Here is a 19,705-nt window from a genome sequence, read left to right on the forward strand (position 1 = left end):
GGCGACGTCGACGTGCTCGCAGCCGCCGTAGTAGCGCCGGCCCGGATAGCCCTCGGCGTACTTGTTCGTCAGGACCGAGCCCTGGGCCTCCATCACCGCGACCGGAGCGAAGTTCTCCGAGGCGATCATCTCCAGGGTGGACTGCTGACGGTCCAGCTCGGCGTCGACCGCGGCGGCGATCTCCGGGTCGAGCTCGTGCAGGGGCGTGTTCAGTGCGGACATCAGGTGTACGACTCCTCAGCCGGCGGAAAAGGCGGTGTACTCGTCGGCGGAGAGCAGGTCGGCCGGCTCGTCCGCGATGCGTACCTTGAACAGCCAGCCGCCCTCGAAGGGGGCGGAGTTCACCAGCGACGGGTCGTTGACGACGTCCTCGTTGACCGCGGTGACCTCACCGGAGACCGGGGAGTAGAGGTCGGAGACCGACTTGGTCGACTCCAGCTCGCCGCAGGTCTCGCCCGCGGTCACCGTGTCACCGACCTCCGGGAGCTGTACGAAGACGACATCGCCGAGCGCGTTGGCCGCGTGCTCCGTGATGCCGACCGTCGAGACGCCGTCCTCGGCGCCCGACAGCCACTCGTGCTCCTTGCTGTAGCGCAGCTGCTGGGGGTTGCTCATGGCCTGAATTCTCCTGTACGCGGGGGAGTGCTGGTGGATGGGGGACCGCTGGAAACGTGCGTGAGCAGCGGAAATGTGCGCAGGGTCACGCGCGGGCGCGCGACCTCGCGTCCAGTGTCTACTTCTGGCGCTTATAGAACGGCAGAGCCACGACCTCGTAGGGCTCGTGGCTGCCCCGGATGTCCACACCGACTCCGGTGGTGCCCGGCGCGGCGTGCATGGCGTCGACGTACGCCATCGCGATCGGCTTGCCCAGCGTGGGGGAGGGGGCGCCGGAGGTGACCTCGCCGATCACCTGGCCGTCGGCGACCACGGCGTACCCGGCGCGGGGGACACGGCGGCCTTCGGCGATCAGGCCGACGAGGACGCGCGGCGGCTCGTGGTTGGCGTGCTCGGCGGCCTCGCGAAGGGCCGCGCGGCCCACGAAGTCGCCCTCCTTCTCGAACTTCACGACCCGCCCGAGGCCCGCGTCGTAGGGGGTCAGCTCGGTGGAGAGCTCATGCCCGTACAGCGGCATGCCCGCCTCCAGGCGCAACGTGTCCCGGCAGGACAGCCCGCACGGGACCAGGCCGACGCCCTCGCCCGCCTTGGTCAGGGCCTGCCACAGCTCGACCGCGTGCTCGGGCTTCACGAACAGCTCGAAGCCGTCCTCGCCCGTGTAACCGGTGCGGGCGATCAGCGCCGGGACGCCGGCGACCGTGCCGGGCAGCCCGGCGTAGTACTTCAGTCCGTCGAGGTCGGCGTCGGTGAGCGAGGCGAGGATCCCCGGCGACTGGGGGCCCTGGACGGCGAGCAGCGCGTACGCGTCCCGGTCGTCCCGCACCTCGGCGTCGAAGCCGGCCGCACGTTCCACGAGCGCGTCCAGGACGACCTGGGCGTTGGAGGCGTTCGCGACGACCATGTACTCGGTCTCTTCGAGCCGGTAGACGATCAGGTCGTCGAGGATGCCGCCGTCCTCGCGGCAGATCATGGTGTAGCGGGCGCGGCCGACGCCGATGCTCCCGATGTTGCCCACGAGGGCGAAGTTCAGCAGCTGGGCCGCCTGCGGTCCGCTCACCGTGATCTCGCCCATGTGCGAGAGGTCGAAGAGCCCGGCCTTCGTGCGCACGGCGTTGTGCTCGTCGCGCTCGGAGCCGTAGCGCAGGGGCATGTCCCAGCCGGCGAAGTCGGTCATCGTCGCGCCGAGCGAGCGATGCAGGGCATCGAGCGCGGTAAGGCGGGGTTCATTGCTCATCGGACGGTTGTCTCCCAAGGCGATGGGGGTACCTCCCGCGCGAGCGCATTCGAGCGTGGGGGAGGGCGAGGTCGTTCCTCCCCATCTGTCATCGGAACCTGAGAGGTTCGCCATGACCGCAGGGGACATGACTTGCACCTTGGGTGGAACCGCCGGAGGGCGGCTCGCTTTTCAGATGTGCCTCGCCCGCGCGGTAACGGGGCCTGAGAGATTCAAGGGAGGGACTTGCTCCTTCGGCGCCCGGGCGCTCGTACGAGAACGTACGGCCCGGAACTCTCCCGCGCGGATTCAAACGGCCGGTATGCAGTTGGCGCCGACATCATTGCACGCATCCGGCCGGCGGGGCAGGGGTGGCTCCCACCGGGGCCGCACCGACTCCACCGTCACTCGCCGCACCCTGTAGCAGGCCTGTTGCGAGAAACGGACGGAAACAGGAGGCGCCGCGGATTACCTTCTCTTTACACTCGACGGGGAGGGGAACTCGTGACCCGCCCCAGGGGAGGACGATCACGGTGAACAGGACCACTGCGTACGCCAGCACGTCGGCCGTCGCGCTGCCCGCACAGCCGGCCGCTCCGGCCCGGGAGACGTGCGCGGCGCAACCGGTCGTCCGCGACCTGCGCGACCGCGCCGGCCACAGCCCGCACGCCCTGCTCTTCGCCCCGGACGACCTGGTCGTGATCACCGGCCTGCCCGGCAGCGGCAAGTCCACCCTGATGCGGCGGGCGGTCAAGGGCGTACGGATCGACTCCCAGGACACCCGCGACCGCTGGGACGACCGGGCGCCGCGCTTCCTGCCGTACGCGATCTACCGTCCCCTCGTCCGCGTCGCCCACTACCTCGGTCTGTTCCGCGCCCTGCGCTCCGGCAAGGGTGTCGTCGTGCACGACTGCGGCACCCAGTCCTGGGTGCGCGGCTGGCTGGCCCGCGAGGCCCGCCGCCGTGGCGGCACCCTGCATCTGCTGCTGCTCGACGTCGCCCCGGACACCGCGCTGGCCGGCCAGCGCGAGCGAGGCCGCGGCGTCTCGAAGTACGCCTTCCTGCGGCACCGCACGGCCGCCGCCCGGCTGATCCGCTCCGTGGCCAAGGGCGACCTGCCGCAGGGCGTCGGCTCGGCGGTGCTGCTCGACCGGGACGCGGCGGACACCCTGCGCCGGGTCGGTTTCACGGGCTGACCTCAGCCGCCTCCGTACCCGCTAGCCTTTTCAGCCACAGACAAAGCCACAAGCGGCAGCACTCGGCAGGCGGACGGACAGATGGCATTCCCGGCACAGGCACACCCCCATCCGCACGGCGGCGGATGGCCCGGCAACGAGCTGGAGGAGGTGCTCTCGGCCTCCCTCGGTATGCCCGCGGCCGGCGGCCGGATCATCGAGGTCCTGGGCCGGAGCTTCGTCTGGATCCCGCTGCCGAGCGGCGGCGGCCCGCACAGCGGCCCCCTGGACCTGCCCAGCATGGAGATCGGGGGCCAGGCGTACGTCCCGGTCTTCAGCTCCGAGGAGCAGTTCCGGCAGGTCGCGGGCGGGCACATGGCGTACACGATCGCGCCCGCCGTCGAGTTCGCGCGCGGTCTGCCCCCGCACATCGGGATCGCCGTGAACCCGGACGGTGTGGTCGGCGTCCCGCTTCCGCCGCCCGCCGTCGCCGAGCTCTGCCGCATCGGCCGCACCCCACTGGACGGGCCCAACACCGGCGGCCGCGTCAAGCTCTACGAGCCGGACTGGCAGGAGGACCCGGTCGACTTCCTCGCCACCGCCTCCGCCGAGTTCGCCGCGACGGGTGTCGTCCTGACGGCCCGCCGCTGCCTGGCCTCGATCGAGACGGCCGAGCCCGTGATGTTCGTGGGAGTCGAACTCTCCCAATGGGAGGGCGACCTACGTACCCTCCCCATGGACGCCCTGGGTCGGGCCCTGGCCCAGACCCCGGTGCGGTGGCCGGTGAACCTGGTCCTGTTGGACGTAGCGGATGATCCGGTGGGTCACTGGATGAAAGAGAAGGTACGTCCCTTTCATCAGCAGGACTTTTAGACGCCCTCAGGGGCAGCACACCCAGGGGCGCGGGGAACTGCGCGACAAGCCCCCACCGGCCTGCACCCGGCGGACCACCGCAACCCCCGAGCTCCCACCGCATAAGCTGTCGGCAGACACACGCAACTTTCCCGAAGGGGCGGTAGAAGGTGAGCGCGAGCGGCACCGCCGCGACCGGCCAGGTCGAGCACATGCTGCGCCAGGTGACGCCGGGGCGATACGACGCCTACGAGGCACTCCTCCGCGCCCTCGCCACCCCCTCCTCCGGCCAGATCTGGATGCTCCTCTGGCACGGCCAGTCGGGCTCGCCCGACGCTCAGTACGGAAACATGGAGGTGGGCGGGTACGGATACGCCCCGTGCGTCACCTCCGCCCAGGAGCTGAGCGCCAGTGGGTGGAACCGCTCCTACGAGGTCGTCGACGGGATCGACGTCGCCCGCACCCTCTATCCCGACCACTTCGGCCTCTGGCTCAACCCGCACGCCCCCGGCGGCGGCGTCGGCATCCCCTGGCTCGACCTGCGCCGGATCGCCACCGGCCTGGAGCGCCAGCCCGCCGGCCCGCTGCGGCTGTCGGAGCCCGGGATCGAGATTCCGCAGTTCTACGGCCTGATCGTGCAGAACGCCCACCGCACCCCGGCCGTCCGCTCGCTGCGCCGCGCCTGGGTGCAGCCCGCGCTCGGGGCGCCGTATCTCGCCATCGGTCTGGATGTGTACGACACCAGTCCGCCCGCCGTGGACTCGGTGCGCGCGATGATGCAGCAGTCCATCGGCGCGGTCCCGGACGGGCTGCCGGTGTCGACCGTCGCCATGTCCGACGAGTTCGACCCGGTCGCGATGTGGATGCGCGGGAGTGCCCGCCCCTTCTACGACCGCGAGGCACATGCCGCGGCTCCGGCCCAGGCCCCGGCGGCGGGGTACGGCTACCCTCCGGCGCCCGCCGGCTACTGATCCAGACCGGCACAGGCTCTTCTTGTTACGGGAGTGTATCTGCGCGCGTAGATGAGGGCAGAAGACCCCTATGAGGCCCTCATTGTCCCAACTGGTCCCCGTCCGGCGGGCGTTACCCGGCGTCCGGATAACGGAACCCTCCTAGCCGCATCACGTTTATGCATCCTTTCATCGCCAAGTCTGGCAACAGATCGCCAAAGCGTTGAAGACTCCCGCAGCAGGGGTGGGTTCGCCCCTGTGTACGACGGACTGATCACGCCGCCACAGCGGCAAGTGAAGGCCGGCTACCGCCGGTTGAGAGGGGCCCCTGCCAGATGACGGCACCATTGCACGAGCCGACCGCGGAAGCGGCCCCGAGCGCGGCCGAAGAAGCGGCGGTTATCAGCGCCGACGCCAAGGCCGTACAGGGGCGTTCCCTGGGACGGATCGCCTGGGAGCGCCTGAAGCGGGACAAACTGGCGCTCGCGGGCGGCATTGTCGTGCTCTTCCTCATCGTCGTCGCTCTGCTCGCGCCGGTGATCACCAGCCTGTACGGGCAGGACCCGAACACGTACAACGACAAAGACCTGATCGATCCGCTGTTCGGCACCCCCAAGGGGTCCTTCGGTGGCGTCAGCGGCGACCACTGGCTGGGTGTCGAGCCGGTGAACGGCCGGGACATCTTCGCCCGGGTCCTCTACGGCGCCCGCATCTCCCTGCTCGTCGGCTTCCTGTCCGCGATCGTCGCCGTCGTCATCGGCACGGTCCTGGGCATCCTGGCCGGCTTCTTCGGCGGCTGGATCGACTCGGCCATCAGCCGGGTCATGGACGGTCTGCTGGCCTTCCCGCAGCTGCTCTTCATCATCGCGCTGGTCTCGGTCATGCCGAACGAGATGCTGGGTCTGACCGGCACCGACGTGCGCCTGTTCGTGATGATCCTGGTCATCGGCTTCTTCGGCTGGCCCTACATCGGACGCGTGGTGCGCGGCCAGACGCTCTCGCTGCGCGAGCGCGAATACGTCGAGGCGGCCCGCTCGCTCGGCGCCGGGCGGTTCTACATCCTGTTCAAGGAACTGCTGCCCAACCTGGTCGCGCCGATCATCGTCTACACGACGATGATGATCCCCACCAACATCCTCACCGAGGCGGCGCTCAGCTTCCTGGGCGTGGGCGTCAAGCCGCCCACGGCCTCCTGGGGGCAGATGCTCTCGAACGCGATCGACTACTACAAGTCGGACCCCACGTACATGGTGGTCCCCGGTGTAGCGATCTTCATCACCGTTCTGGCCTTCAACCTCTTCGGCGACGGCGTGCGTGACGCGCTGGACCCGAAGGGTTCCCGCTGAACTGCCGTACACAAAGCGTCCCGTGGCACCAACACGGGGTCTCTCATCAAATCCGGAGGATCCGAGATCGTGACTACCCAACGCACCTCAGGGCGGCGGAAGCAGGCGTTTGCCGCTGTCGCCGCGGTCGCCGCGCTGCTGACCACGGCGGCGTGCGGCGGCGGCGGTGATGACGGCGACGACGGCGGCAACAGCGCGGGCGCGGCCGGCTTCAACGCCGCGAACAACAAGGTCGCCCAGGCCTCGCTGGCCAAGAAGGGCGGCGAGCTGAAGTTCGCCGGTGCCCAGGACGCCGACTCGTGGGACACCACGCGTGGCTACTACGGCTTCATGTGGAACTTCGCGCGCTACTACAGCCGTCAGCTCGTGACGGGTGCCGCCGCGCCGGGCGAGAAGGGCACCGAGCTCACGCCGGACCTCGCCAGCGGTCTCGCCAAGGTCTCCGACGACGGCAAGACCTACACGTACACCCTGCGTGACGGCATCACGTGGGAGGACGGCAAGCCGATCACGTCCAAGGACGTCAAGTACGGCATCGAGCGCGTCTGGGCGCAGGACGTGCTGTCCGGCGGCCCGGTGTACCTGAAGGACGTCCTCGACCCCAAGGGCGAGTACAAGGGCCCGTACAAGGACACCTCCGCGGACAAGCTGGGTCTGAAGGCGATCGAGACGCCGGACGACAAGACCGTCGTCTTCAAGCTGCCCGAGGCCAACGCCGACTTCCAGGAGATCCTCGCCCTGGTCTCGGCCTCCCCGGTCCGCCAGGACAAGGACACCAAGTCCAAGTACGGCCTGAAGCCGTTCTCCTCCGGCCCGTACAAGTTCCAGTCGTACAGCCCGGGCAAGGACCTGGTCCTGGTCCGCAACGACAAGTGGGACCAGGCCTCGGACCCGATCCGCAAGGCGTACCCGGACAAGATCTCGGTCAAGTTCTTCTCGAACGCCAACGACCTGGACGCCCGTCTGCTCGCCGGTGACTACGACCTGGACATCAACCAGACCGGTCTGTCCCCGCAGGGCCGCACCAGCGCCCTCCAGGAGCACAAGGCCAACCTGGACAACCCGGTCTCCGGCTACATCCGTTACGCGGTCTTCCCGCAGACGGTGAAGCCGTTCGACAACGAGCACTGCCGCAAGGCCGTGATCTACGGTGCCGACCACGTCTCGCTGCAGACCGCGCGCGGTGGCCCGGTCGCCGGTGGTGACATCGGCACCAACATGCTCCCGCCGACCGTTCCGGGTTCCGAGGGCCAGTCCTACGACCCGTACGAGCTCGCCGGTGCCAACAAGAACGGCAACGTCGCCAAGGCCAAGGAAGAGCTGAAGGCCTGCGGTCAGCCGAACGGCTTCAAGACCACCATCGCGGTGCGTAACAACAAGCCGGTCGAGGTGGCCACCGCCGAGTCCCTCCAGGCCTCGCTGAAGAAGATCGGCATCTCCGTCGACATCGAGCAGTACGACGGCTCGCAGACCTCCGGCATCATCGGCAGCCCCTCGAACGTGAAGAAGAAGGGCTTCGGCATCATCATCATGGGCTGGGGCGCGGACTTCCCGTCCGTCCAGGGCTTCGGTCTGCCGCTGTGGGATGGCAAGTACATCCTGGAGAGCGGTAACAACAACTTCGCGATGATCGACGACAAGAAGATCAACGGTCTGTTCGACACCTACGTGAAGACGCAGGGTGACGCGGAGAAGCTGCAGCTCGCCAAGGACATCAACCACGCGGTGATGGACGGTGGCTACTACCTGCCGTTCGTCTTCGAGAAGTTCGTGAACTGGCGCGGTGACCGCCTGGCCAACGTCTACACGTCGGACAACTACAGCGGCATGTACGACTTCGTCAACCTCGGTCTGAAGTCCTCGAAGTAATCCCGGCACACCCGCCGAACGGCACGAAAGGCAGGTGAAGGCCGGCGACGTGTGATCGCGGGCCATCGGAAGACCTCCGGTGGCCCGCGGTCCGCGGCGGGCCGAGAGCTGTGCTCGCTTACCTCATCAGGCGGCTGTTTGCCGCCGCAGTGATGCTCGTGGTCATCATCATGGTGGTCTTCGGCATCTTCTTCCTCGTCCCCAAGTGGGCGGGTGTCGACGTCGCCCTGAGCTTCGTGGGCAAGCAGGCCGACCCCGCCGCTGTCGAGGGCGTGCGGCAGAAGCTGGGACTGGGCGACCCGATCTACGCTCAGGTCTGGGAGTTCTTCAAGGGCATCTTCGCGGGTCGCACCTATGCGGGCGGCGGCGACGTCATCCACTGCTCCGCGCCGTGCTTCGGCTACTCCTTCCGCAGCGAGCAGGCCGTCTGGCCGGTGCTGACCGACCGCTTCCCGGTGACCCTGGGGCTCGCGCTCGGTGCCGCACTGCTGTGGCTGATCCTCGGCGTCTCGGCGGGTGTGCTCTCCGCGCTCAAGCGGGGAAGCCTCTGGGACCGCGGGGCGATGGTCGTCGCCCTCGCGGGTGTCTCCCTCCCGATCTACTTCACCGGTCTGCTGAGCCTGGCGATCTTCTCCTACAGCCTGGGCTGGATCGAGGGCGAGTACGTGCCCCTCGAGGACAGCTTCACCGGCTGGCTCGGCGGCATGATCCTGCCCTGGATCACCCTGGCCTTCCTCTACGCCGCGATGTACGCCCGGATCACCCGCGCCACCATGCTGGAGATCCTCGGCGAGGACTACATCAGAACCGCGCGCGCCAAGGGCCTCAAGGAACAGGTCGTCATCGGCAAGCACGCCATGCGCTCCACGATGACGCCCATCCTGACCATGCTCGGTATGGACCTCGGCGCCCTCATCGGCGGCGCGATCCTGACCGAGACCACGTTCAGCCTCCCGGGCCTCGGCCAGGCGGTGCTGAACGGCATCAAGAACCAGGACCTGCCCATCATTCTGGGCGTCACCCTGATCACTTCCGTAGCCGTGCTGATCGCCAACCTCGTGGTGGACGTCCTGTACGCCGTGATCGACCCCCGAGTGAGGCTCGCATGACCGAACTCAGCAAGAGCGGAGCGGCCGTGGGCGAGCCCACCCCCGCTACGCCCGCGCCGACCGCCTTCCTGGAAGTGCGCGACCTGAAGGTGCACTTCCCGACCGACGACGGTCTGGTCAAGTCCGTCGACGGGCTCAGCTTCCAGCTGGAGAAGGGCAAGACCCTCGGCATCGTGGGCGAGTCCGGCTCCGGCAAGTCGGTGACCTCGCTCGGCATCATGGGCCTGCACACCGCCGGCCAGTACGGCAAGCGCAAGGCGCAGATCTCCGGCGAGATCTGGCTGGACGGCACCGAGCTGCTCACCGCCGACCCGGACCACGTGCGCAAGCTGCGCGGCCGTGACATGGCGATGATCTTCCAGGACCCGCTGTCCGCGCTGCACCCGTACTACACGATCGGCCAGCAGATCGTGGAGGCGTACCGCATCCACCACAAGGTGGACAAGAAGACCGCCAAGCGCCGTGCCGTGGAGATGCTCGACCGTGTCGGCATCCCGCAGCCGGACAAGCGGGTGGACAGCTACCCGCACGAGTTCTCCGGCGGTATGCGCCAGCGCGCGATGATCGCGATGTCGCTGGTCAACAACCCCGAACTGCTCATCGCGGACGAGCCGACGACCGCCCTGGACGTGACCGTCCAGGCGCAGATCCTCGACCTGATCCGGGATCTGCAGAAGGAGTTCGGCTCCGCGGTCATCATCATCACCCACGACCTGGGCGTCGTCGCCGAGCTCGCCGACGACATCCTGGTGATGTACGGCGGCCGGTGCGTCGAGCGCGGTCCGGCGGAGAAGGTGTTCTACGAGCCCCGCCACCCCTACACCTGGGGTCTGCTCGGCTCGATGCCGCGCCTGGACCGCGACCAGCAGGAGCGCCTGATCCCGGTGAAGGGCTCCCCGCCCTCGCTGATCAACATCCCGTCCGGCTGCGCCTTCAACCCGCGCTGCCCGTACGCGGACATCCCGAAGGACGACGTCACCCGCACGGTCCGCCCCGAGCTGTCCGAGGTGGGCAGCCAGCACTGGGCCGCCTGCCACATGTCGCAGGAGCAGCGGGAGCGTATCTGGATCGAAGAGATTGCGCCGAAGCTGTGAGCGAGGACAAAGTGAGCATCCCTGCGCAGAGCGAAGGCACGGTGATCACCAAGGGCGACGCCGCCCCCGGTGAGACCCTGCTGAAGGTGACCGGGCTCCAGAAACACTTCCCGATCAAGAAGGGCCTGCTCCAGCGGCAGGTCGGCGCGGTGCGCGCGGTCGACGGCATCGACTTCGAGGTCAAGTCCGGCGAGACCCTCGGTGTCGTGGGCGAGTCGGGCTGCGGCAAGTCGACGATGGGCCGGCTGATCACCCGGCTGCTCGAACCGACCGCCGGCACCGTCGAGTTCGAGGGCAAGGACATCACCCACCTCGGGGTGGGCGGCATGCGTCCGCTGCGCCGCGATGTGCAGATGATCTTCCAGGACCCGTACTCGTCGCTGAACCCGCGCCACACCATCGGCACGATCATCGGCGCCCCCTTCAAGCTCCAGGGCGTCACGCCCGAGGGCGGCATCAAGGCGGAGGTCCAGCGGCTGCTGTCGGTGGTCGGTCTCAACCCCGAGCACTACAACCGCTACCCGCACGAGTTCTCCGGCGGTCAGCGTCAGCGCATCGGCATCGCCCGCGCGCTCGCGCTCAACCCGAAGCTCGTGGTGGCCGACGAGCCGGTCTCCGCGCTGGACGTGTCGATCCAGGCCCAGGTGGTGAACCTGCTGGACGACCTTCAGCAGGAGCTCGGTCTGACGTATGTGATCATCGCGCACGACCTCTCGGTCGTCCGGCACGTCTCGGACCGGATCGCGGTGATGTACCTCGGCAAGATCGTCGAGCTGGCGGACCGCGAGTCGCTGTACAGGGCGCCGATGCACCCGTACACCAAGGCGCTCATGTCTGCGGTGCCGATCCCGGACCCGCGGCGCAGGAACGCCAAGAGCGAGCGCATCCTGCTCAAGGGCGACGTGCCCTCGCCGATCTCCCCGCCGAGCGGCTGCCGCTTCCACACCCGGTGCTGGAAGGCGACGCAGATCTGCAAGACGACCGAGCCGAAGCTCATCGAGCTCAAGCCCGGTCAGCAGGTCGCCTGCCACCACCCGGAGAACTTCGAGGACCAGGCCCCGCAGGACACCGTCCTGCTGACGGTCGCCAAGGAGGCGGCCGAGCTGGTCGCGGACGAGGTGCTCGCGGAGTCGGCGGAGACTTCGGCGGCGGTGGCGGCGGAGGTCGCCGAGACCGCCGCCGAGGAGACGGAAGAGCCCGAAGCTCCTTCCGAAGAGCCTGAAGCTCCTTCCAAGGAGAAGTAAGTCCTGTCAGCGAGCCCCCGCCTTCATTTGTAAGGCGGGGGCTTACTGCTGGGTGAGAATGTGGGGGTGTTCCAGAACCTGTTCAGCCCCTCCGTCCAGCACACGCTCGATCTGATCGGCATCTTCGTCTTCGCGATCTCCGGCGCGCTGCTGGCCGTCCGCAAGAACTTCGACGTCTTCGGCATCGCCGTCCTCGCCGAGGTCACGGCGCTGGGCGGGGGACTGTTCCGGGACCTGATCATCGGCGCGGTACCGCCCGCGGCCTTCACGGACCTGGGGTACTTCGTCACCCCGCTGCTCGCCGCCCTCCTGGTCTTCTTCCTGCACCCCCACGTGGAGCGCATCCAGGTCGGCGTGAACGTGTTCGACGCGGCCGGTCTCGGCCTGTTCTGTGTCGCCGGGACGACCAAGGCGTACGAGTACGGGCTCGGCCTCACCCAGTCGGTGACCCTCGGCCTCGCCACCGCCGTCGGCGGCGGTGTTCTCAGGGACGTGCTCGCCAACGAGGTGCCCTCGCTGCTGCGCTGGGACCGCGACCTGTACGCGGTCCCGGCGATCGTCGGCGCCACCATGGTCGCCCTGTGCATCCGCTACGACGCCCTCACCTCGTTCACCAGCGGGCTCGCGGCCCTCACGGCCTTCGTGCTGCGGCTGCTGGCGATGCGGTTCCACTGGCGAGCTCCGCGGGCCTGGAACCGGCGCTCGACCGTGCGCGAGGAGTAGCTCCCGCCCGGCCGTGCAGCAGTCCCATCTCCTCGGTCAGCCAGCGGAACGCCGGGACCACCTGCGGCCGCCACAGCGCCATGTTGTGGCCGCCCGCACTCCTCGGGACGTACACGGCGTGCACGGTCGTCGGCGCCTTCGCGATCTGTTCGAGGCCGGTGGCCGCCTCGTAGCCGTCGCCGGGCTGGCCGGACTGGTAGAGCGCGATCGCGGGCGGGGTGCGGGCGTCGCGCAGCAGCACGTAGGGGTTGTTGGCGCGGCGCAGTGCGGGTGTCTCGGCGGCCAGTGAGTTGGGTTCGCCGATCGGGTCGTTGTAGCCGGACATGCTCACCGCGGCCCGGTAGCGGTCGGGGTGAGCGACGGCGAGCTTCGTCGCGCAGTGCCCGCCCGCCGAGTATCCGGCCACCGCCCAGCCCGCCGGACCGGCCTGGGCGCGAAAGTTGTCCGTGACCATCTTCGGCACGTCGACGCTGAGCCAGGTGTCGGCGTTCACGGTGCCCGTGATGTTGGCGCACCCGGTGTCCACGCCCGCGAGCAGGTTCATGCGCGGGGCGACCATGATGAACGGCGCCACCCGGCCGTCACGCATCAGGGGCCGCAGCTGGTCCGCCGCGTGCAGCGATCCGAACCAGGCCTTCGCCGAGCCCGGGTAGCCCGACAGCAGTTCGACCACGGGGAACCTGTGGTGCCGGTAGGCGGGGCGGCCGTACTGCGGCGGCAGCCAGACGTAGACCTCGGCGTTCACGCCCGACACCCGGCCCGTGAGCTGGGTCTCCCGGACTCCCCGCATCCCGGGTCCGGAGGCGTCGGTGAAGTGCTGCCGGACTCTCGGGAGCCGTTTCAGCGCGATACCGCCGGTGCCGTCGGCGCCCAGGTTCGCGGCCTGCTGGACGTGGTCGCCGGTGCCGAGCAGGTCGGCCCAGTCGTCGTACAGGTTGTTCTGGTTGTTGACCAGGACGAAGACGAGGGCGACGGCGGTCCCCTGGGCGAACACCACCATCAGCAGACGGCCCGCGGCGCGCAGGGCGCGGGGTCCCCGCAGCCGTGACCACAGGACGAGCGGAACGAGGACGGCGACGACGGACAGCACGATCAGGGTGGAGAGGAACGTGGTCCCGGTGAGGCTCATGTCCCTACAGAGGGGGCGGCGGGGCATCGGGTTTACGGACGAGTGCGGACACTTACCAGGAAACTGCCCTGCTCTCACCCTGGCCCGACCGAAACCAAAGCTACCGCTTAGTAATTACTTGTTGTACCGTTCAGCCATGCCAGAAGCAGCTACCGCCACGCAGGCCACGATCGGCGACAGCGAGTTCGACCGCGACACCGCGCTCACCCTCCGCGAGCCCGGCGTCTACGACATCGACCTCTCCGCCGGCTGGACGATCATCAGCGCCGTCAACGGCGGCTACCTTCTGGCCGTCCTCGGCCGAGCCCTCGCGGACGCCCTGCCGCACGCCGACCCGTTCACGATCTCCGCGCACTACCTGACCGCCTCCCAGCCCGGCCCCGCGGTCGTCCGCACGGACCTCGTCCGCACCGGCCGCACCCTGTCCACCGGCCAGGCCTCGCTCTTCCAGTACGACGAGCAGGGCAACGAGATCGAACGCATCCGCGTCCTCGCCTCCTACGGCGACCTGGGCTCCCTGCCCGACGACGTCCGTACGACGGCGAAGCCGCCCGCGTTCCCGCCCATGGACCAGTGCTTCGGTCCCGAGGACGGCCCGGCCCCGGTCGACGGCAGCTCCGCCATCACCGACCGGCTGATGCTCAAGCTGGACCCCTCGACCCTGGGCTGGGCCCTCGGCGCGCCGTCCGGCAAGGGCGAGATGCGGGCCTGGTTCGGCCTGGCCGACGGCCGCGACGCGGACCCCTTCTCGCTGCTCCTCGCGGTGGACGCGCTGCCGCCCACCGCCTTCGAGATCGGCCTCAAGGGCTGGGTCCCGACGGTCGAGCTGACGGTCCACGTCCGCTGCCGCCCGGCCCCGGGCCCCCTCCGTGTCTCGATCACCACCCGCAACCTCGCCGGCGGCTTCCTTGAGGAGGACGCCGAGGTCTGGGACAGCACGGACCGCCTGGTCGCCCAGTCCCGCCAGCTCGCCCGCGTCAGGCTCGGCTGAGGGGCTCCCGGCCCAGCCAGGCCGCCAACCGGCCGTAGGCGTCGGCCTCTTGGGGGGCCGGCACGGCGGGCTTGAAGGGGCGCCCTTCGCGTGAGTCACCGGCGGGGAGCGCGACCTGTGCCGTGGCGAGCGAGTACTCGGCCAGCTCCGGGTCGAGTCCCAGCGGCCGTCCGAGCCCCTCGGAGAGGTCCCAGGTGTGCGTCACGACCTCCATGACGTACATGGGCAGCGCGTCCCGCCCCAGGACCGAGCCCCAGGGCACCCGCACCGGCGTCGCCAACCGCTCGTCACTCGCCCACGCGGCCAGCACCCTGGTCCTGATGCCGTCGTACGCCCGTGGCCAGCCGTCGTCCTCGACACCGTCCACGAACATCCGTACGTCGAGCCCGTCCCCGCGCTCACCGCACACCGAGATCCTCGTGAGCGCGCCGACGATATGGCTGAGCAGTGTGCGCACGTCGTAGTCGCGACAGGGCGTGGGCCCGTCCAGCTGCTCGGGCCGTACGGTCCCGACGACTTCGGCGGCCTGGGTGGTGGCACGGGTGAACAGGGGGCGCGGGTCGGTCATGGCCGGTCCTCTCTGCGTACTCTCTGCGTACCTTCGCGAGCGGATGCTCCTGGTGGATGCCTTCCCCGCAGGAGGGACCCTGGTGGGGTGAAATCCGACCGCCTCCTGTCGATCCTGCTGCTCCTGCAGACCCGCGGCCGCGTCCCCGCGCACGAACTCGCGGAACGCCTCGAGGTGTCCGTACGCACGATCTACCGGGACATCGAGGCCCTGTCCGCCTCGGGCGTCCCCGTCTACGCCGAACGAGGGCGGCACGGGGGCATCGAACTGCTCGCGGGATTCCGTACGGACGTCACCGGACTGACCGCCGACGAGTCCCGTGCGCTGTTCATCCTGGCCGCCCAGGGCGCGCATGCCGCGCTCGGCCTGGACGCGGCGCTCGGCTCGGCGCTGCGCAAGGTGATGGCGGCGCTGCCCGCACCCCATCGGCCCGCCGCCGAGGCGACCGCCCAGCGCATCCTCGTCGACGCCACCCGCTGGATGGGCGGACCGCAGGTCGCCGTCGACCTGGACGTGCTCCAGGACGCGGTCTTCGCCGACCGCCGGCTCCGGCTGCGCTACCGGCACAGCGGGCAGCGGGAACCGAGGACCTACACCGTCGACCCGTACGGCCTCGTCTCCAAGGCCGGCGTCTGGTATCTCGTCGCCGACCGGCGGGGGAGTCCGCGGCTGTTCCGTGCGGACCGGGTGCGTGCGGCGACCGTGCTCGACGATTCCGTGCGGCGCAGGGCGGGTGTCGAACTCGCGGACGTGTGGGAGGTGTTGCGCCGCGAGGTCGAGGAACGTCCCGGCGGGATCGACGTCGTCGTCCGGGTCCGGCGTGACCGACTCGACCTGTTCCTGCGCCTCAACGCCGCCTGGCTGACCGAACTCCCGCAGGGCGAGGGCGAGTGGGTGACCGCTCGGCTGTCGTACGGCGTGCTCGGCGAGGCCCGCCAACTGCTCCAGTTCTCCGACCGGGTCGAGGTGCTCTCGCCGCCCGAAGTGCGTGCGGAACTGCTCCGGGCGGCCACTTCTGTCACGGACCTGTACCAGGGAGTCCTTTAGGCGGTCTTTGCCTCGCGCACAGGCCGGGGACAGTGATCACTCAAGGAAGCCCTAAGCCGCGTTGATTGAGTTCCAGCCCTCAGGACCCCCTCATCCTCCTTGGAGTTGTTTCTCATGCAGCGTGTGCGTCTCATCCCCGCAGTGGCCCTGCTGGCGCTCTCGCCCCTCGCCCTGGTGGCCTGCGGCTCGGGCGACTCCTCATCCTCCTCGAACAGCGGCAACTCCGGGCAGCAATCGTGTCAGACCCCCTCCGGCGCACCGAGTGGCAACCCGTCGGGCATGCCGAGCGGCGCCCCGTCGGGCGCACCCACCGCGGGCGGCACGGTCCAGCCGTCCGGTGCGCCTTCCGGCATGCCCAGCGGCGGTCCCGGCGGTGGCGGCCCCGGCGGCGGCCAGGGCGGCGGCTGTGGTGGCCCCGGTGGTGGTGGGGGCGCGGCGCCCAGCGGCGCCCCCACCCAGCAGCCGTCGGCGTCGGCCACGAAGAGCTGACCTGCCACGTCGTACGACAGGGGCGGCACTCCCGGTGAACGGGGGTGCCGCCCCTGGGCGTTGCGGTCGGTGCGGCTCAGCCGTGCCAGTGGTCCCGGCCGATGCTGATGAGCCGCATCTGGCTGGTGGCGACCTGCCGGACCCGCTCCCGCTCCTGCTCCGAGCCCTCCAGTGACTCCAGGAACAGCGAGCCGGTGATGAGCATCTGGTCGACGTAGAGGTTCGCCAGCATCAGCAGGTCCTCGTCGCTCCAGTCCTCGGACTCCACGTCCTTGGCGAGCTCCTCCTTCACCTCCACGGCGAACCGGGCCAGTTGGCCCCGGATGGCCTCCCGCACGGGCTGGACCCCGCCGTGCCGCTCACGGGCGATGAAGCGGACGTGGGCGGGGTGCGTCTCCACGTGGTGGGCGATCAACTCGACGGCACGGACTATGCGTTCCTCGGCGTTGTCGGCCGAGGTGACCGTCGTGCGGATCATCGGGTGCAGGCTGCCCAGCGCCTCCTCGACGAGGGCGACGCCGAGGTCGGCGGTGGAGCGGAAGTGCCGGTAGAAGGCGGTCGGCGCGACGCCGACGGCGCGCGTGACCTCGCGCAGGCCCAGACTGCTCAGGCTCTGCTCCTCCAGCAGTCCCAACGCGGCGTCGAGGAGCGCCTGTCGGGTTTTCTGCTTCTGGGCCTGCCGGATGCCGAGGGTGTGACTCATGTCATCAGTAAACAACTGTTCTCTGGAATTGAGAAGCCGTCGGGCGCGCTAGACTCTCAAGTCAGTGAACAACTGTTACTACAACTGTTCACCGACATGTAACGAGAAGCACCACGCAAGCATCTCGGAGGGGGATTCATCCCATGCTGTTCCTCGTCGCCGCACTTCTGCTCTTCGGTGCCGTCCTGGGCACCGTCGCCCACGCGCCGTTCGCCTTCACCGCGGTCGCCGCCGCCGTGATCGCCGCCTGGCTCGGCATCTTCGCGCTCCGCGAGCGGCACGGCCGCCGCCACGCCTCGACCCGCTGACCCGCCGCCCCACCCGACATCACGCACCCAGGGGACTGATCACCATGCAGCTCACCGCACCGACCACCCGCAGCACCACCCACAGCCCCGCCGTCCGTGACGCGGACGGCATGGCCGTGGCCGCCTTCATCCTCGGCCTCGTGGGCCTCCTCGTGCTGAACGTCTTCCTCGGCCCGATCGCCATCGCCCTGGCCTCGGTCGCCCTGTGGCGCGGCACCGCCCGCCGCGGCCGCGCCTTCCTGGGTCTGGGCCTGGGCGTCGCCGACCTCCTGGTGCTGGTGGCGTTCATGCAGATGGACAGCACGGTGTCCTGGAGCTTCTAGCACCAACCCTTGCGCCGAGTCCTCTGCACAGGGCCCGTAGAATCGGGTCACCATGGCTTACCTCGACCACGCCGCGACGACTCCGATGCTTCCCGAGGCAGTCGAGGCACTCAGCGCACAGCTGGCCGTCACCGGCAACGCCTCCTCCCTCCACGCGTCCGGCCGCCGAGCGAGGCGCACCGTCGAGGAGGCCCGTGAGACCCTCGCCGAAGCACTGGGCGCCCGCCCCAGCGAGGTCGTCCTCACCTCCGGCGGCACCGAAGCCGACAACCTCGCGGTCAAGGGCCTGTACTGGGCCCGCCGCGACGCCGACCCGGCCCGCACCCGAGTCCTGGCCAGCCCCGTCGAACACCACGCCGTCCTCGACGCCGTGCACTGGCTCGGCGAACACGAGGGCGCCACGGTCGAGTACCTCCCGGTCGACGCGTACGGCCGCGTCCACCCCGACGCCCTGCGCGAGGCCGTCGAGCGCAACCCCGACGACGTCGCCCTCGCCACCGTGATGTGGGCGAACAACGAGATCGGCACCGTGATGCCGGTCCGTGAACTCGCCGACGTCGCCAAGGAGTTCGGCGTCCCGCTGCACGCCGACGCCGTCCAGGCGTTCGGTCAGGTCCCCGTCGACTTCGCCGCTTCAGGGCTTGCCGCGATGACCGTCTCCGGCCACAAGGTCGGCGGTCCGTACGGCATCGGAGCGCTCCTCCTCGGCCGTGAGTACACCCCCGTACCCGTCCTGCACGGCGGCGGTCAGGAGCGCCACGTCCGCTCCGGCACCCTCGACGTCCCCGCCGTCGCCTCCTTCGCGGTCGCGGGCCGGCTCGCCGCCGAGCAGCGCGAGTGGTTCGCCCGGGAGATCGGCGCCCTGCGCGACGCGCTGGTCGAAGCGGTCCGTACGGCGGTCCCCGACGCGATCCTCGGCGGCGACCCTTCCTCCGGGGGCCGGCTTCCGGCCAACGCCCACTTCACCTTCCCCGGGTGCGAGGGCGACTCCCTGCTCCTGCTCCTGGACGCACAGGGCATCGAGTGCTCCACGGGCTCCGCCTGCACCGCCGGCGTCGCCCAGCCCAGCCACGTCCTCCTCGCCACCGGCACCGACCCGGACCTGGCCCGCGGCACCCTCCGCTTCTCCCTCGGCCACACCTCCACCGAGGCCGATGTGGAGGCGGTCGCCAAGGCGATCGGCCCGGCGGTGGAACGTGCCCGGGCGGCGGGGCTGACTTAGGGAACCGGGGGCGAGGGGTTCTCGGCGAAGCGACGGTCGACGGTCGTGCGTCACACCTTCACTGCGGCCTCGCGGACGAGCTTCATGTACCGGTCCCAGTCCCAGTGCTCACCCGGGTCGGTGTGGTCCGTCCCCGGCACCTCCACGTGCCCGATGATGTGCTCGCGGTCCACGGGTATGCCGTAGCGCGCGCAGATCCGGGCCGTCAGCCGGGCCGAGGCCTCGTACATCTCGTCGGTGAAGTCCTCGGGCCGGTCCACGAAGCCCTCGTGCTCGATGCCGACACTGCGCTCGTTGTAGTCGCGGTTGCCCGCGTGGTACGCCACGTCCAGCTCGCGGATCATCTGTGTGACCCGGCCGTTCTTGCCGACTATGTAGTGCGCCGCCGCCTCGTGCCCCGGGTCCTGGAAGGCCTTCACCGCGCTGTCGAAGCTGCCCTGGGTGACATGGACGACCACCATGTCTATGCCGTAGTCGTCGGGCCGGTCCGCGCGCCGCCAGTTGGCGTCCGAGGCCGCGACCCAGCGTGCGCCGGTGTAGTCGACCTCGCCCTCCTTGCGTGGCTTCTCCACGCCGGGCGTACGCCACCACAGGCGCGCCAGCTCGTCCCGGGCCAGCACACCGGTGCCCGCCGCGGCCGCCGCCCCGCCGATCAGCAGGGCGCGGCGCCCGATGCGCCGGTCGCCGTCCTTGGATGCTTCTCTCTCCCCCATGTGATCGTCAACGGATATTCGT

Annotated in this window: 21 protein-coding genes, 1 pseudogene and 1 riboswitch; of the genes and pseudogenes, 15 read left to right on the forward strand and 7 right to left on the reverse strand. The window is 69.7% G+C overall.

Annotation, left to right across the window (positions count from 1 at the left end):
• The 3 genes and pseudogenes from TN53_RS28905 to gcvT form a co-directional block, all read right to left on the reverse strand.
• A pseudogene (locus TN53_RS28905) lies at positions 1 to 222 on the reverse strand (serine hydroxymethyltransferase); the annotation flags it as partial.
• Between the two features lie 15 nt (positions 223 to 237).
• Positions 238 to 615, reverse strand: a complete 378-nt coding sequence (gene gcvH / locus TN53_RS28910; RefSeq protein ID WP_046261643.1) for a glycine cleavage system protein GcvH — start codon at positions 613 to 615, stop codon at positions 238 to 240.
• A 118-nt stretch (positions 616 to 733) separates the two neighbouring features.
• Positions 734 to 1,849 carry a glycine cleavage system aminomethyltransferase GcvT gene (gene gcvT / locus TN53_RS28915; protein ID WP_046261644.1) on the reverse strand — a complete coding sequence of 372 codons (1,116 nt, stop codon included), beginning with the start codon at positions 1,847 to 1,849 and terminating at the stop codon, positions 734 to 736.
• 181 nt (positions 1,850 to 2,030) lie between these two features.
• Positions 2,031 to 2,140: riboswitch (glycine riboswitch) on the reverse strand.
• A gap of 221 nt (positions 2,141 to 2,361) precedes the next feature.
• Here gcvT and TN53_RS28920 point away from each other — a divergent pair.
• From TN53_RS28920 to TN53_RS28960, 9 genes are all read left to right on the forward strand, one after another.
• The gene (locus TN53_RS28920; protein ID WP_046261645.1) at positions 2,362 to 3,024 is read left to right on the forward strand and encodes an AAA family ATPase; all 663 of its coding nucleotides are present in this window, start codon (positions 2,362 to 2,364) and stop codon (positions 3,022 to 3,024) included.
• An 81-nt stretch (positions 3,025 to 3,105) separates the two neighbouring features.
• Positions 3,106 to 3,876: an enhanced serine sensitivity protein SseB gene (locus TN53_RS28925; protein ID WP_046261646.1), complete on the forward strand. Its 771-nt coding sequence runs from the start codon at positions 3,106 to 3,108 to the stop codon at positions 3,874 to 3,876.
• A gap of 149 nt (positions 3,877 to 4,025) precedes the next feature.
• Complete coding sequence (locus TN53_RS28930; RefSeq protein WP_046261647.1) at positions 4,026 to 4,826, forward strand: enhanced serine sensitivity protein SseB C-terminal domain-containing protein; 801 nt, start codon at positions 4,026 to 4,028, stop codon at positions 4,824 to 4,826.
• Positions 4,827 to 5,140: 314 nt separating this feature from the next.
• Positions 5,141 to 6,151, forward strand: a complete 1,011-nt coding sequence (locus TN53_RS28935) for an ABC transporter permease (RefSeq protein WP_046261648.1) — start codon at positions 5,141 to 5,143, stop codon at positions 6,149 to 6,151.
• 69 nt (positions 6,152 to 6,220) lie between these two features.
• Positions 6,221 to 8,020: an ABC transporter substrate-binding protein gene (locus TN53_RS28940; RefSeq protein WP_046261649.1), complete on the forward strand. Its 1,800-nt coding sequence runs from the start codon at positions 6,221 to 6,223 to the stop codon at positions 8,018 to 8,020.
• 110 nt (positions 8,021 to 8,130) lie between these two features.
• Positions 8,131 to 9,129, forward strand: coding sequence for an ABC transporter permease (locus TN53_RS28945; RefSeq protein WP_046261650.1), 999 nt, complete (start codon positions 8,131 to 8,133; stop codon positions 9,127 to 9,129).
• Positions 9,126 to 10,223, forward strand: a complete 1,098-nt coding sequence (locus tag TN53_RS28950) for an ABC transporter ATP-binding protein (RefSeq protein WP_046261651.1) — start codon at positions 9,126 to 9,128, stop codon at positions 10,221 to 10,223. Before TN53_RS28945 ends, TN53_RS28950 begins: the two co-directional genes overlap by 4 nt.
• A gap of 11 nt (positions 10,224 to 10,234) precedes the next feature.
• A complete protein-coding gene (locus TN53_RS28955) occupies positions 10,235 to 11,467 on the forward strand; it encodes an ABC transporter ATP-binding protein (protein ID WP_046261694.1) in 1,233 nt (410 codons plus the stop codon).
• A 66-nt stretch (positions 11,468 to 11,533) separates the two neighbouring features.
• Positions 11,534 to 12,190: a trimeric intracellular cation channel family protein gene (locus tag TN53_RS28960; protein ID WP_046261652.1), complete on the forward strand. Its 657-nt coding sequence runs from the start codon at positions 11,534 to 11,536 to the stop codon at positions 12,188 to 12,190.
• Here the strand turns inward: TN53_RS28960 and TN53_RS28965 are convergent.
• Positions 12,099 to 13,319, reverse strand: coding sequence for an alpha/beta hydrolase (locus tag TN53_RS28965; RefSeq protein WP_046261653.1), 1,221 nt, complete (start codon positions 13,317 to 13,319; stop codon positions 12,099 to 12,101). The two genes, TN53_RS28960 and TN53_RS28965, sit on opposite strands and share 92 nt — an antisense overlap.
• 136 nt (positions 13,320 to 13,455) lie before the next feature.
• On the opposite strand from TN53_RS28965, the gene TN53_RS28970 reads away from it, so the two are divergent.
• Positions 13,456 to 14,310, forward strand: coding sequence for a thioesterase family protein (locus TN53_RS28970; RefSeq protein WP_046261654.1), 855 nt, complete (start codon positions 13,456 to 13,458; stop codon positions 14,308 to 14,310).
• Here TN53_RS28970 and TN53_RS28975 read toward each other — a convergent pair.
• Positions 14,297 to 14,878 (reverse strand): TIGR03086 family metal-binding protein, encoded by a 582-nt coding sequence (locus tag TN53_RS28975; RefSeq protein WP_046261655.1) that lies wholly within the window; start codon positions 14,876 to 14,878, stop codon positions 14,297 to 14,299. The genes TN53_RS28970 and TN53_RS28975 overlap by 14 nt on opposite strands.
• 87 nt (positions 14,879 to 14,965) lie before the next feature.
• Here TN53_RS28975 and TN53_RS28980 point away from each other — a divergent pair, with 87 nt between their 5' ends.
• Together TN53_RS28980 and TN53_RS45685 are read left to right on the forward strand one after the other, a co-directional pair.
• Positions 14,966 to 15,925, forward strand: a complete 960-nt coding sequence (locus tag TN53_RS28980; protein WP_046261656.1) for a helix-turn-helix transcriptional regulator — start codon at positions 14,966 to 14,968, stop codon at positions 15,923 to 15,925.
• Between the two features lie 114 nt (positions 15,926 to 16,039).
• On the forward strand, positions 16,040 to 16,414 hold the full coding sequence (locus TN53_RS45685; RefSeq protein ID WP_095046794.1) for a hypothetical protein: 375 nt from the start codon (positions 16,040 to 16,042) through the stop codon (positions 16,412 to 16,414).
• 76 nt (positions 16,415 to 16,490) lie between these two features.
• Here TN53_RS45685 and TN53_RS28985 read toward each other — a convergent pair whose 3' ends face one another.
• Positions 16,491 to 17,117 carry a TetR family transcriptional regulator gene (locus TN53_RS28985; RefSeq protein WP_046261657.1) on the reverse strand — a complete coding sequence of 209 codons (627 nt, stop codon included), beginning with the start codon at positions 17,115 to 17,117 and terminating at the stop codon, positions 16,491 to 16,493.
• Positions 17,118 to 17,260: 143 nt separating this feature from the next.
• Here TN53_RS28985 and TN53_RS47925 point away from each other — a divergent pair, with 143 nt between their 5' ends.
• The 3 genes from TN53_RS47925 to TN53_RS29000 are packed head-to-tail and all read left to right on the forward strand — an operon-like array spanning position 17,261 to position 18,970.
• Positions 17,261 to 17,425, forward strand: a complete 165-nt coding sequence (locus tag TN53_RS47925) for a hypothetical protein (protein WP_046261658.1) — start codon at positions 17,261 to 17,263, stop codon at positions 17,423 to 17,425.
• A 44-nt stretch (positions 17,426 to 17,469) separates the two neighbouring features.
• Positions 17,470 to 17,748 carry a hypothetical protein gene (locus TN53_RS28995; protein ID WP_046261659.1) on the forward strand — a complete coding sequence of 93 codons (279 nt, stop codon included), beginning with the start codon at positions 17,470 to 17,472 and terminating at the stop codon, positions 17,746 to 17,748.
• A gap of 52 nt (positions 17,749 to 17,800) precedes the next feature.
• On the forward strand, positions 17,801 to 18,970 hold the full coding sequence (locus TN53_RS29000) for a cysteine desulfurase family protein (protein ID WP_046261660.1): 1,170 nt from the start codon (positions 17,801 to 17,803) through the stop codon (positions 18,968 to 18,970).
• A 50-nt stretch (positions 18,971 to 19,020) separates the two neighbouring features.
• Here TN53_RS29000 and TN53_RS29005 read toward each other — a convergent pair whose 3' ends face one another.
• Complete coding sequence (locus TN53_RS29005; RefSeq protein ID WP_046261661.1) at positions 19,021 to 19,683, reverse strand: N-acetylmuramoyl-L-alanine amidase; 663 nt, start codon at positions 19,681 to 19,683, stop codon at positions 19,021 to 19,023.
• Between the last annotated feature and the right edge of the window lie 22 nt (positions 19,684 to 19,705).

Origin of the sequence: Streptomyces sp. WM6386, assembly GCF_000972385.1 — a bacterium.
Taxonomy (GTDB): Bacteria; Actinomycetota; Actinomycetes; order Streptomycetales; family Streptomycetaceae; genus Streptomyces.